General features: G+C 71.5%; 14 protein-coding genes. 8 read left to right on the top strand and 6 right to left on the bottom strand.

Annotation, left to right across the window (positions count from 1 at the left end; translation table 11 throughout):
- Window positions 1-199, bottom strand: a 199-nt coding sequence (locus IEY61_RS32180) for a helix-turn-helix domain-containing protein (RefSeq protein WP_373293183.1), incomplete at its 3' end; no start/stop codon positions are given.
- An 87-nt stretch (window positions 200-286) separates the two neighbouring features.
- Between IEY61_RS32180 and ybaK the strand changes: the two genes are divergently transcribed.
- From ybaK to IEY61_RS19770, 7 genes are all read left to right on the top strand, one after another.
- Window positions 287-766, top strand: coding sequence for a Cys-tRNA(Pro) deacylase (ybaK, locus tag IEY61_RS19800; RefSeq protein ID WP_189046494.1), 480 nt, complete (start codon window positions 287-289; stop codon window positions 764-766).
- 174 nt (window positions 767-940) lie between these two features.
- Complete coding sequence (locus IEY61_RS19795; protein ID WP_189046492.1) at window positions 941-2,035, top strand: sugar ABC transporter substrate-binding protein; 1,095 nt, start codon at window positions 941-943, stop codon at window positions 2,033-2,035.
- Between the two features lie 105 nt (window positions 2,036-2,140).
- Complete coding sequence (locus IEY61_RS19790) at window positions 2,141-2,962, top strand: ATP-binding cassette domain-containing protein (protein WP_189046490.1); 822 nt, start codon at window positions 2,141-2,143, stop codon at window positions 2,960-2,962.
- Window positions 2,959-4,218 carry a sugar ABC transporter permease gene (locus IEY61_RS19785; RefSeq protein WP_189046488.1) on the top strand — a complete coding sequence of 420 codons (1,260 nt, stop codon included), beginning with the start codon at window positions 2,959-2,961 and terminating at the stop codon, window positions 4,216-4,218. Before IEY61_RS19790 ends, IEY61_RS19785 begins: the two co-directional genes overlap by 4 nt.
- Before the next feature lie 29 nt (window positions 4,219-4,247).
- Window positions 4,248-5,429 (top strand): ROK family transcriptional regulator, encoded by a 1,182-nt coding sequence (locus IEY61_RS19780; RefSeq protein WP_189046486.1) that lies wholly within the window; start codon window positions 4,248-4,250, stop codon window positions 5,427-5,429.
- Window positions 5,430-5,578: 149 nt separating this feature from the next.
- Entirely contained in the window at window positions 5,579-6,316 is a 738-nt protein-coding gene (locus tag IEY61_RS19775; protein ID WP_189046484.1) for a DUF4142 domain-containing protein, read from the top strand.
- Window positions 6,317-6,327: 11 nt separating this feature from the next.
- On the top strand, window positions 6,328-7,971 hold the full coding sequence (locus IEY61_RS19770) for a copper resistance CopC/CopD family protein (RefSeq protein WP_189046482.1): 1,644 nt from the start codon (window positions 6,328-6,330) through the stop codon (window positions 7,969-7,971).
- Between the two features lie 21 nt (window positions 7,972-7,992).
- Here the strand turns inward: IEY61_RS19770 and IEY61_RS19765 are convergent, their stop codons facing one another.
- From IEY61_RS19765 to tsaB, 4 genes are read right to left on the bottom strand one after another with little or no spacing between them, the layout of a single operon-like run.
- Window positions 7,993-8,247, bottom strand: a complete 255-nt coding sequence (locus IEY61_RS19765; RefSeq protein ID WP_189046480.1) for a hypothetical protein — start codon at window positions 8,245-8,247, stop codon at window positions 7,993-7,995.
- A 14-nt stretch (window positions 8,248-8,261) separates the two neighbouring features.
- A complete protein-coding gene (gene tsaD, locus IEY61_RS19760) occupies window positions 8,262-9,308 on the bottom strand; it encodes a tRNA (adenosine(37)-N6)-threonylcarbamoyltransferase complex transferase subunit TsaD (protein WP_189046478.1) in 1,047 nt (348 codons plus the stop codon).
- Window positions 9,309-9,315: 7 nt separating this feature from the next.
- Window positions 9,316-9,822 (bottom strand): ribosomal protein S18-alanine N-acetyltransferase, encoded by a 507-nt coding sequence (rimI, locus tag IEY61_RS19755; protein ID WP_189046475.1) that lies wholly within the window; start codon window positions 9,820-9,822, stop codon window positions 9,316-9,318.
- Entirely contained in the window at window positions 9,819-10,496 is a 678-nt protein-coding gene (tsaB, locus tag IEY61_RS19750) for a tRNA (adenosine(37)-N6)-threonylcarbamoyltransferase complex dimerization subunit type 1 TsaB (protein WP_189046473.1), read from the bottom strand. Before tsaB ends, rimI begins: the two co-directional genes overlap by 4 nt.
- 371 nt (window positions 10,497-10,867) lie before the next feature.
- Between tsaB and IEY61_RS19745 the strand changes: the two genes are divergently transcribed.
- A complete protein-coding gene (locus IEY61_RS19745) occupies window positions 10,868-11,563 on the top strand; it encodes a helix-turn-helix domain-containing protein (protein ID WP_189046471.1) in 696 nt (231 codons plus the stop codon).
- On the opposite strand, the gene ung is transcribed toward IEY61_RS19745, so the two are convergent.
- Entirely contained in the window at window positions 11,552-12,250 is a 699-nt protein-coding gene (ung, locus tag IEY61_RS19740) for a uracil-DNA glycosylase (RefSeq protein ID WP_189046469.1), read from the bottom strand. The two genes, IEY61_RS19745 and ung, sit on opposite strands and share 12 nt — an antisense overlap.
- Window positions 12,251-12,289 lie beyond the last annotated feature (39 nt).

The raw sequence follows: 12,289 nt of genomic DNA, 5'->3' as shown, positions 1-12,289 counted from the left end.
GCAGTTTCTTCGCCTCGGTGAGCGCCCGGTCCGTCTCCGCGTAGGAGGTGGATTTGCATTCGGAGTGCCAGCGGCGATGCCGGGCGGCGAGAGTCCGATTCCAGACGACACGCACACACCCGAACGTACGGTACAGCACCGCCACTTGTTCAGGCGTCGGGTAAGCCCGACACCGGTACGCCGCCCTCACACGACACATCTTACAAAAGAAGACGATCATGGCTGACAGGAAGCGAGCCCCCATTCCTCCCCGCCCTGAACGGCGGGGCATCCTGGCGGCACTACGGTGACGGGACGGGGTACGCCGGCGACGGTACTGCTGGCGAAGCGGGGTGTCACCCATCGCACCCACCCGTACGACGTCCCGGCGGACGCGCCGAACTACGGCGCGCTGGTCGCTTCGGTGCTCGGGGTCGCACCGGCGCGGGTCTTCAAGACTCTGGTGGCCGAAGTGGACGGGGTGCTCACCGTGGCGGTGGTGCCGGTCACCGGGGCGTTGGACCTCAAGGCTCTCGCTGCGGCGGCGGACGGCAAGCGGGCCACGCTGGCCGAGCGTGCAACGGCCGAGCGCGTCACCGGTTACGTACGCGGCGGCATCAGCCCGCTCGGGCAACGCAAGCGGCTGCCCACCGTGCTGGACGCCTCGGCCCTCGACCACCCCACCGTGTACGTGTCGGCGGGTCGACGGGGGCTCCAGGTCGAACTGGACCCGGCGGACCTGGTCACGCTCACCGGCGCCCGCACCGCTCGCCTGGCCACCGCCTGATCCCGCAGATCGGTGGCGCGGGGTCGATGGCAGTGACGTTGCCGAATTGTTACTGCTGACAACAAACTCGGGGGCGCAGCGGTCTTGTGTTGGCCGTGTGGTGGGGAATACGTTGCCGGGCACAACAAAACGCATCCTGGCACCAGCTCTCACCCTCGAGAAAGGACCCTGCACATGCGCAAGGGTTTCCTCGCCGTCGGCGCCGTGGGTCTGCTGACCCTCGGCAGCCTGACGGCCTGCGGTAACGACTCCGATGGCGACAAGGCCGGCTCCGACAAGACCCCGAAGATCGGCGTGATCCTGCCCGACAGCACGTCCTCGGTCCGCTGGGAGACCGCAGACCGCAAGTTCCTCGAGGAGGCCTTCAAGGCCGCCAACGTCGACTCGGTCATCGAGAACGCGCAGGGCGACAAGAACGCCTTCCAGACCATCGCCGACCAGATGATCACCAGCGGGGTCACCGTGCTGATGATCGTCAACCTGGACTCCGGCACCGGCAAGGCCGTCCTCGACAAGGCCAAGTCGCAGGGTGTGGCCACCATCGACTACGACCGCCTCACCCTCGGCGGCTCGGCGGAGTACTACGTCAGCTTCGACAACGAGGCCGTCGGCAAGCTCCAGGGCGAAGGCCTCGTCAAGTGCCTCACCGACGCGAAGGTGCAGAAGCCGGCGATCGCGTACCTCAACGGCTCCCCGACCGACAACAACGCCACCCTGTTCAGGAACGGCTACGACTCGGTGCTCAAGCCGAAGTTCGACGCCGGCGAGTACACCCAGGTCGCCGACGACTCCGTGCCGGCCTGGGACAACACGCAGGCCGCGACCATCTTCGAGCAGCAGCTCACCAGGACCGGCGGCAAGATCGACGGAGTGCTGTCGGCGAACGACGGCCTCGGTAACGCCGTCATCTCGGTGCTCAAGAAGAACAAGCTCAACGGCAAGGTCCCGGTGACCGGCCAGGACGCCGACCCGCAGGCGCTGCAGAACATCCTCGCCGGTGACCAGTGCATGACCGTCTACAAGGCGGTCAAGAAGGAGGCGGACGCCGCCGCCGAGCTGGCCATCGCACTGGCCAAGGGCGAGCGCAAGGAGACCGGCCAGACGGTCAAGGACCCGGAGGGCGGCCGGGACGTGCCGTCCGTCCTGCTCACCCCGGTGGCGATCTACAAGGAGAACGTCAAGGACGTCATCGCCGACGGCTACGTGGCCAAGGAACAGGTCTGCACCGGCAACTTCGCAAAGCTCTGCACCGACGCGGGCATCAGCTGACCGCACCCGCCCAGGCGGCGCCGCCCGGCACGGCAACCCCGTGCCGGGCGGCGCGACGCCGCTGGGACGGGCCCCGATCTCCCTTGCGTGAATAAGGAGACCCCCGTGTCCGCGACCCCACTGCTGGAGCTACGCGGGATCGACAAGAGCTTCGGTCCCGTCCAGGTCCTGCGTGATGTTGCCCTCTCCGCATACCCGGGCGAGGTGACCGCGCTCGTCGGCGACAACGGCGCCGGCAAGTCGACCCTGGTCAAGTGCATCAGCGGCATCTACCCGACCGACGCCGGCGAGTTCGTCTTCGACGGCCGTCCGGTGAGCATCAACAGCCCGCGCGACGCCGCCGAGCTCGGCATCGAGGTCGTCTACCAGGATCTCGCGCTCTGCGACAACCTCGACATCGTGCAGAACATGTTCCTCGGCCGCGAGAAGCGCAACGGCATCATGCTCGACGAGCCGACGATGGAACAGATGGCCGCGGAGACCCTGGCCGGGCTCTCGGTACGCACCGTCAAGTCGCTGCGCCAGCACGTCTCCAGCCTCTCCGGCGGTCAGCGCCAGACAGTGGCGATCGCCAAGGCGGTGCTCTGGAACAGCAAGCTGGTGATCCTGGACGAGCCGACCGCCGCACTCGGCGTCGCGCAGACCGCCCAAGTGCTCGAACTGGTCCGACGGCTGGCGGACAACGGCCTGGCCGTCGTGCTCATCTCGCACAACATGAACGATGTCTTCGCCGTCTCCGACCGGATCGCCGCGCTCTACCTCGGCCAGATGGTCGCCCAGGTGCGGACCACCGACATCACCCACGCCCAGGTGGTCGAGCTGATCACCGCCGGTCGCTCCGGCGGGCTCGGGCTCGCCACCGAAACGGGCGCCAACGGCAACGGCGCGGCGTCGGCCGACCGCACCACCACGGAGGGCGTCTCATGAGCACCACCGCCGTCAAGCAGGAGGGATCGACCCCGGTCGCGTCGGCACCCACCATCGGCAGCCACGCCCGTGGCTACTGGAGTCGGGTACGCGGCGGCGACATCGGCGCGCTGCCCGCGGTCGGCGGACTGGTCGTCCTCTGCACGATCTTCTCGATCATGCGACCGTCGTTCCTCACCGCGGGCAACTTCGCCAACCTGTTCACCCAGGGTGCAGCGGTCACGCTGATCGCGATGGGCCTGGTCTTCGTACTGCTGCTGGGTGAGATCGACCTGTCGGCCGGCTTCGCCAGCGGCGTCTGCGCGGCGGTGCTGGCCAACGTGGTCACCGTCCTGGGCCACCCCTGGTACGTCGCGGTGGTTGCCGCCGTGCTCACCGGCATGGTGATCGGCACCGCGCTCGGCTTTCTGGTCGCCAAGGTCGGCATCCCCTCGTTCGTGGTCACCCTCGCCGGCTTCCTCGCCTTCCAGGGCTTGGTGCTGCTGCTGATGGAGGAGGGCCGGAACATCTCCGTCCGCGACCCGGTGCTGGTGGCGATCGCCAACCGCAACCTGCCGCCGGCGCTGGGCTGGGCCCTGGCCGCGCTCGCGGTCGCCGGCTTCGCCGTGGTGCAACTGGCGCGCCATCGCAAACGGGCCGCACGCGACCTGGTCAACGACCCACTCGCGGTGGTGCTGACCCGCATCGGCGTACTGGCCCTCGTCCTCGGCGTCGCCGTCTACGTGCTGAACCTGGAACGCAGCCGCAACGTGCTGATCACCTCGCTCAAGGGCGTGCCGATCGTGGTGCCGGTCATCGCCGCGCTGCTCGTGCTCTGGACCTTCGTGCTTCAGCGCACCAGCTACGGCCGGCACATCTACGCGGTCGGCGGCAACAAGGAGGCCGCCCTCCGGGCCGGCATCAACGTGGACCGGATCCGGATCTCGGTGTTCGTGATCTGCTCCACGATGGCCGCGCTCGGGGGCATCGTCGCCGCCAGCCGGGCCAACTCCGTCGACCCGAACACCGGCGGCAGCAACGTGCTGCTCTACGCCGTGGGCGCGGCGGTGATCGGCGGTACCAGCCTCTTCGGCGGCAAGGGCCGGGTCCTCGACGCGGTCCTCGGCGGCGCCGTGGTGGCGGTGATCGACAATGGCATGGGCCTGATGGGCTACAGCTCGGGCGTCAAGTACGTGGTCACCGGCGTGGTGCTGCTCCTCGCGGCCAGCGTCGACGCGCTGTCCCGACGGCGAGCAGCCGCCACCGGCAACCGCTGATCCGCACCACCCGAAAGTAGTAAGGCCCCATGCGCACAGGACCCAGCCAGGACGAGATCCGTCGGCAGAACCTCGGTGCCCTGCTGCGTCACGTGCACGTGCACGGCGCCACCACCCGCGCCGAGCTGACCAACACGCTGGGGCTGAACCGGAGCACCATCGGCGCGCTCACCGCCGACCTCGCCGCGGCCGGCCTGGTGGTCGAGGGTGCGCCGAAGGAAACCGGCCGGGCCGGACGGCCGTCGCTGGTCGTCCGGCCCGAGTCGGCCCGGGTCTTCGCGTACGCCTGCAGCATCGAGGTGGACCGGCTGCGGGCCGCGCGGGTCGGTCTCGGCGGTGCCGTGCTCGACCGTCGGGAGCTGGACCGGCCGCGCGGCCTGAGCGCGGCGGAGGTCGCGCCGCTGCTGGCCGGGGCGGTCAAGGAGATGCGACACGCGCTGCCGGCGGATGCCGTCTGCGTCGGCGCGGGGGTGGCGGTCTGCGGGATGGTGCGCCGCGACGACGGGCTGGTCCGGCTCGGTCCGACCACCGGTTGGGTGGACGAGCCGATCGGCACCACGCTCGGCAGCGAACTCGGCGTCGACGTGCCGGTCCTGGTCGGCAACGTGGCCGAGGTGGCCGCCTTCGCCGAGCACGCCCGGGGCGCCGCGGCCGGTTGCGACAACGTCATCTACCTCTACGGCGACGTCGGCGTGGGGGCCGGGATCATCGCCGGGGGGCGGCGGCTGACCGGGCACGGCGGCTACAGCGGCGAGGTCGGTCACATGGTGGTGGTCCCGGACGGGGCGCGCTGCGAGTGCGGCAACCGGGGCTGCTGGGAGACCGAGATCGGCGAGCACGCTCTGCTCCGGGCCGCCGGTCGATCCGACGCCCGCGGCCGGGACGCGGTACTGGCGGTCTTCGACGCCGCCGACAACGGTGACGCCCGGGCCCAGACCGCGGTACGCCAGGCGGGCGACTGGCTCGGCTTCGGCGTGGCCAACCTGGTCAACATCTTCAACCCGGAGATGGTCATCTTCGGCGGCACCATGCGGGACCTCTACCTGGCCGCCGCCGCCCAGATCCGCAGCCGGCTCAACTGCAACGGGCTGCCCGCCTGCCTGGAGCACGTACGGCTGCGTACGCCGAAGCTCGGCGCGGACGCCCCGTTGATCGGCGCCGCCGAACTCGCCTTCGAGCGGCTGCTGGCCGACCCGCTCGACATCGGCTGACCTCGACCGACCGGACGAACAGGAGTCGGTTTCGGAAACGGTGAACTGATCGGCCGGACGATCCGTACCAGTGTGCGGACGGGCGGCCGGCGGCTACGGGTGCCCGTCACGTAGCTGATCGGTTTTCGTGTCGAGGAGGCGCCGCAGACATGGCACCGCTGGATTCCGCTCGTCGTCGGCAGGGCAACCGGTCCCGTCGTTTGGCGGTGCTGCTCACCACGATCGCCGCAGCTCTCGTCGTGCTGCCCGGGGCGGCACTGGCCGCGCCCGTCGGCCAGCAACTCGCCGCGGCCGACCAGGCCCTGCTCGACGGGGTACGGATGGCCGGGCTCTGGGAGATGCCGGCCGGGCAGATGGCCGCCGAGAAGGGGCAGTCGCGGGTCGTCCGGGAGGTCGGTGCCGAGATCGCCAAGCAGCACGAGGAACTCGACCGGCTCACCGTGGAGGCCGCCAACAAGCTCGGCGCGGTGATTCCGAACCAGCCGAGCGCCGAGCAGCAGCAGTGGCTGAAGGAGATGAAGGACGCCACCGGCGCCCGCTTCGACCAGATCTTCGTAACCCGCCTGCGGGTCGCGCACGGCAAGATCTTTCCGGTCATCGGCGCGGTCCGGGCCAGCACCCGCAACGACGTCATCCGCGACCTGGCCAACGCGGCCAACACCTTCGTCGGTGATCACATGGTGATGTTGGAGAGCACCGGCCTGGTCCGCTATGCCGAACTGCCGCCCGCCGCGCTGCCCGCGCCCGGCAACGACGGGCTGCTCGCCGCCGCGCAGGCCAACAGCGGCCCGCAGGTGGGCGTCAGCAACACCGTGATCTGGGCGATCTTCCTCGGCGCGCTCGGCGTCGGCGGATTCCTCACGTTCCGCCTGTTCCGCCGCTCCTGAGCCGCCAACCGATGGCTGCGCGCACCCGGGCTGTGGCCCTGCTCGGGCTGATCCTGGCCACGCTCTGCCTCGCCCTGGGCCCCACCGGGCCAGCGGCGGCGCACGCCGTCGTGGTGAACACCACCCCGCAGCGCGACGAGGTTCTCGGCTACGCGCCGCGCGAGGTGCTGGTGACCTTCAGCGAGCCGGTCGCCGCCGTGCCCGGCCGGGTGCAGGTGCTCGCGCCCGACGGCAAGCGGATCAACTTCGGCGACCCGGAGGTCCGGGACGCCACGATGCGGATCACGCTGCGGGCCTCCGACCGGCCGCTCGGCACCTACCTGGTCAGCTACCGCGTGATCTCGGCGGACAGCCATCCGGTCGCCGGCAGCTTCACCTTCGCCGCCGGTGCGCCGTCGGCCACCCCGCCGCTGCCGGCCGACGGCGGAACCGAGTCGCCGGCCCGGACGCTGGTGCCGGTGGTGAAGTACCTCGGCTACCTGGGCCTGCTGCTGGCGGTCGGCCCGCCGCTGCTGACCGTGGCCCTGTGGCCCCGGCGTCGGTCCCGGCAGGGCGCGACGGTCATGGCCCTGGTCGGGCTCGGTCTGGTCGCCGCCGCCACGGTGGGTACCTGGGTCGGGCAGGCCGCGCAGGTGGTCGGCGCGCCGATCGGGCAACTCTCCCTGGCCGACCTGCGGGCGGTGGCCGACACCGACGTCGGACTGCTGCTGGCCGTACGCCTGGCGTTGCTCGCGCTCGCCGCGGCGTTGCTGCCGGCGGTCACCCGGGGCACCGCCGGGCGTCGGCGGATCGGCGCACTGGCCGTGGTGGGCGTCGCCGGACTGCTCACCTGGCCACTCGCCGGGCATCCGGTCGCCTCGCCGGTGCCGCCGGTGAGCATCGTGCTGACCACCGTGCACATCGCCGGGGTCGCCGTCTGGCTGGGTGGGCTGCTCGCCCTCACCGTCTTCCTGCTCCGGGGCACTCACGAGCGGCTCCTCGCCCGGATCCTGCCGGCCTGGTCGAGGTGGGCCACGCTGGCCGTGGCCTGGCTCGTCACCGCCGGGGTGGTGCAGGCCGCGATCGAGTTGGGCCGGCCGGCGGCGCTGCTGGGCAGCGCGTACGGTCGCCTGCTCTGCGCCAAGGCCGCGCTGCTGGCCGGGGTCCTGGCCGTGGCGGCCTGGCAGCGACGGTTGATCCGGCGGCGCGTCGCCGCCACATCGCCCCGGCTGGTCGCCCGAGCGGCCGGCGTCGAACTCGCCGCGGCCGCGGTGGTGCTGGCGCTGACCGCGGTGCTGGTGCAGACCCCGCCGGGTCGTACGGCCGGCACCCCGGCCGACGGGGTGACCCGGGAGGGCATCGCGCAGTCGCTCACCACCGACCTGTTCACCCTCCAGTTCGACATCTACCCGGCGATCGCCGGCGCCCCGAACAGCCTGCACGCCTACGTCTACACGCCACAGGCGAAGGAGTTGCCGGTGGCGGAGTGGACGGTCACCGCCGCCCTGCCCGAGTCGGGCATCGAACCGATCACGGTTGACGTGTTCGCGCTGGAGCCGCACCACGTCACCGCCGAGATGCACTTCCCGGTGGCCGGCGACTGGACGCTGCGGATCAGTGCCCGGACCAGCGACATCGACCGTTCCACCGCCACCACCACGGTGACCATCCGCTGAGCCGGACGATCGGTACCCGGCTCAGCGGTCGACCTGGGTGAAGTCCCACGAGTGGGCGGGCCGGGCGAGCAGCATCACCGGCGGATCGGGCAGCGGCCGGGGACTGCTGCGCCACTTCGAGATCACCACGACCCGGTGGTCGGTGGAGGAGAAGACCTCGCTGGACAGGTGCAGCGGGTCATGCTCGAACTCGGGCAGGGCGGTGTCGCAGACCCAGGTGATCAGGTCGGCGAGCGCGTACGGCTCCGCCCGCGCCTCCCACATCCGTACGATCACGTCGCCGTCCCTCCTCAGACGCTGACCGTGGTCAGCGGCATCGCCGAATCCGCGGGCAGGTCGAGCCGGCTCGGCGCGACCCCTGCGGCGACCAGGTGCGAGCCGAGCGCCGCCACCATCGCGCCGTTGTCGGTGCAGAGCCCGGGCCGGGGTACCCGCACCCGGATTCCCTGCCGGGCGGCCCGCTGCTCCGCCATCGCCCGCAGCCGCGAGTTGGCCGCCACTCCCCCACCGATCACCAGGGTCTCGACGCCGTTGCTCCGGCAGGCGTCCAGCGCCTTGCCGACCAGCACGTCACAGACCGCCTCCTGGAAGGAGGCCGCCACGTCGGCGACCGGGACCGGCTCGCCGGCCCGCTGCCGCGCCTCCACCCAGCGGGCCACCGCGGTCTTCAAGCCGGAGAAGGAGAAGTCGTAGCGGTGCCGGGCGAGATCCTTCGCCGCGGTCAACCCGCGCGGGAAGGCGATGGCCGCCGGGTCGCCGGCCCGGGCCTCCCGGTCGATGTACGGCCCGCCGGGAAACGGCAGACCGAGCAGCCGGGCGATCTTGTCGAACGCCTCACCGGCCGCGTCGTCGATGGTGGCGCCGAGCGGCGTCACGCCCCGGGCCAGGTCGTCGATCAGCAGCAGGGACGAGTGCCCGCCGGAGACCAGCAGCGCGACCGCCGGCTCGGGCAGCGGGCCGTGCTCCAGCGTGTCCACCGCGACATGCGCGGCCAGATGGTTCACCCCGTAGATCGGCTTCTCGGCGGCGACCGCGTACCCCTTGGCCGCCGCCACGCCGACCAGCAGGGCACCCGCCAGACCCGGGCCGGCGGTGACCGCGATCGCGTCGATGTCGGCGATCGTCACCCCCGCCTCGGTCAGTGCCCGTTCCATGGTCGGCACGATGGCTTCGAGATGCGCCCGGCTGGCCACCTCGGGCACCACCCCGCCGAACCGGGCGTGCTGCTCCACACTGGAGGCGAGCGCGTCGGCGAGCAGGGTGTGCCCGCGTACGACACCGACACCGGTCTCGTCGCACGAGGTCTCGATGCCGAGGATCAGTGGTTCGTCTGCCATGGGTTTCTCAGTCCTGGTTGCGCCGCATCACCAGCGCGTCGGTGTTGCTCGGTTGGTAGTAGCCACGGCGTACGCCGATCGGCTCGAACCCGTACATCGCGTAGAGCCGCTGGGCCGGCGCGTTGTCCGCCGCGACCTCCAGCAGCACGGTGCGTACGCCCAGCCGGGCGGCCTCGGCCAGCAGCGCCTCCAGCAGCAGCCGCCCGATTCCCCGGCGCTGCGCGTCCCGGCGCACCGCGACGACCTGCACCCATGCCTCGTCCGGAGCCGCCAGCGCCAGCCCGGCGTAACCGAGCGCCGCACCCTCGTCGTCGGTCGCAATCCGGTAGAAGTGGCCGTGGGCGAGTTCGTTCCAGAACATCGCGGCCGACCACTGCTCCGCGCCGAAGAGGTCCGCCTCGATCGGCAGCACCTCGTCGATGTGCCACCAGCGGAAGCGCCCGAGCCGCGGCTCACTTCTGGCGGCCCCTGGCTGGGGCTCGTTGGTGGCGGCCCCTGGCTGCGGTGCGCTCATGGCAGGACCGGCTTGCGCGCGGTCGCCGCGACGGCGTCCGGTCGGCGCAGGTAGAGCGGAGTCAGCGGGTCCCCGGGCGCACCGGCGCGGATGCGTTCGGCGGCCAGCACGGCCAGCGCGTTCGCGTCCGGGTAGCGCGGCTCGGCGCGCAGCGGCAGCCCGAGCGCGTCGGCGTAGCGGTGCGCACCGTCGCCGACCGCGACGGTCACGGCCAGTTCCCGGGCCCGCTCGGCGGCGACCGCCGGCGCGCCGACCTCCGGCCCGGCCAGGCGCTGGCCGGCGCCGTCGTAGACCGCCCAGTAGATCTCCCGGCGTCGCGCGTCGCTCGCCGCGAGCACCGGCTCGCCGGCCGCCGCCGGGTGACCGATGGCGTCGAGCGAGCAGACACCGTACGCCGGAACGCCGAGCACCTGGCCCATGGTGGCGGCGGTGACCAGCCCCACCCGCAGTCCGGTGAACGGGCCGGGGCCGAGCCCGGCGACGATCGCACCCAGGTCGGCCGGCCGGGCACCAATGTCCGCGAGTATCGCGTCCACCTGCGGGGCGAGCAGCTCGCCGTGCGCCCGGGCGTCGACCGTGCACCGCTGCGCCCGGGTCGTGACGCCACTCGCGGTGACCTCGACCAACGCCGCGGTCACCGCCGGGGTCGAGCTGTCCACCACCAGTACGAGCACAATGAACCACCCTAGCCCCACCGGACCGGCCCCTTCATCGGACCGGCAGTCCACCGCGGGTCGAGCCCGCACGGCCACCGCCAGCGCCCCGGCCCCGCGCGTATCCCGTCACTTTGCGCTATGTAGGCCTGCCAACTTCCCTTATCGACGTCATGTCACACAGACATGAATATGTCTGTGTGACATGACGCTCATCGGGCTATCCGCCTCCGGCGGCCGACCGGCCCCCGATCACCGGCCCCGGATGACCGGTCCCGAACCCGGCCCGGGTGCGGATCGCGCCCGACGACGGCAGCGACACCTTCGCTGGGGTCTGACGTGAATACGTCTGAGCGACATCAAGCGAGCGCGGGATGGATCAGCATTCGGGGATGACCGGAAGTCGTCTCGCTGTGCAGATCGCCACCGCCCTACGTCGGGAGCGGGAGAACCAGCAGCTGACCCAACAGGCCCTGGCCGAGTTGGCCGGCCTCAGTCAGGGCACCCTGGCGAATCTCGAAAAGGGGCACCGCCTGCCCAGCCTTGGGCTGGTCGAACGTGTCTTCGAGGCGCTGGAGCTACAGCTCGCGGTGCGGGTTGAGCCGCTCGACGCGCACCTCGATGACCGGCTGGCCGAACTGGCCGCGCGTCCGCTGGCCGATCGGATCGAGGATCTGCCACTGGACCGGGTCCAGCGTGCGCTCGGCGACCTGCCGTACCTGCTGACCGGCAGCACCGCGGCGATCCTCCAGGGGGCGCCGGTGCCCGCCGACGGGATCGAGATCGCCGTACGCTGGCGGGATTCCGGCGCCTTCACCAGATGGTTGATCTCTGTCTACGCCCAGCGCTGGAACGCGCGCTGGAGCGAGTGGGGTGGACTGCACGTGGAGCCGGAGGAGCCCGGCGAACACCGGTGGCTGACCAGGTACGGCGAGATCCGGGCGATGATGTGCGACGAGTTGCCGGAGCCGATCGAGATCCGCCACGGCGAGCGGACCTACCGGGTGGTGCCACTCGTGGAGGTGGAACTCTCCGACCCGCGCTCCGCCGAGCTGCTGCGCCGCTACCGGAGCCGCTCAGCCGGCTGAGCGCTCCCAGTCGATCGTGGGCAGGCCGGCGTCGGCGAGGGCCTTGTTGGCCGCGCTGAACGGGCGGCTGCCGAGGAATCCGCGTGGGTTCATCGGGCTGGGGTGGCCCGCCTCCAGCACCACGTGCCGCGGGTTGCTGACCAGCGCCGCCTTCTTGCGCGCGTAGCCGCCCCAGAGCAGGAACACCACTCGCGTCTGAAGGGCGTCGAGCGCCCGGATGGTGGCGTCGGTGAACTCCTCCCAGCCCCGGTTGGCGTGCGAGCCGGGGGTGCCCTGCCGCACGGTCAGCACCGAGTTGAGCAGCAGCACGCCCTGCGCCGCCCAGCCGTCGAGATTGCCGCTGCCCGGCTTCGGCACGCCCAGATCCTCGCCCAACTCCTTGAAGACGTTGCGCAACGACGGCGGCACCGAGACCCCCTCGCGCACGCTGAAGCTCAACCCGTGCGCCTGGCCGGCGCGGTGGTAGGGATCCTGGCCGAGAATCAGCACCCGACAGTCCGACGGCGCGCAGAGCCGATAGGCGGAGAAGAGATCCTCGACCGGCGGGAAGACCGTGGCGGTGGCGTACTCCCGGGCGACGAACTCACCCAGCGCGGCCGCGCGGGCCGGGTCGAGGTGGGGGGTGAGGGCCGTCCGCCAGCTTTCCGGCAGCAGGGCGAGCAGGTCCAGCGGGGCAACGTCGGGCATCGGCAACCTTTCGCAGTCGTCCCGCGCACTCTAGGCACC

The organism is Micromonospora sonchi (genome assembly GCF_014646235.1).
GTDB lineage: Bacteria > Actinomycetota > Actinomycetes > Mycobacteriales > Micromonosporaceae > Micromonospora > Micromonospora sonchi.
Note: the sequence above shows the minus strand (reverse complement) of the source record. Positions and strands in the feature narration are given on the sequence as shown.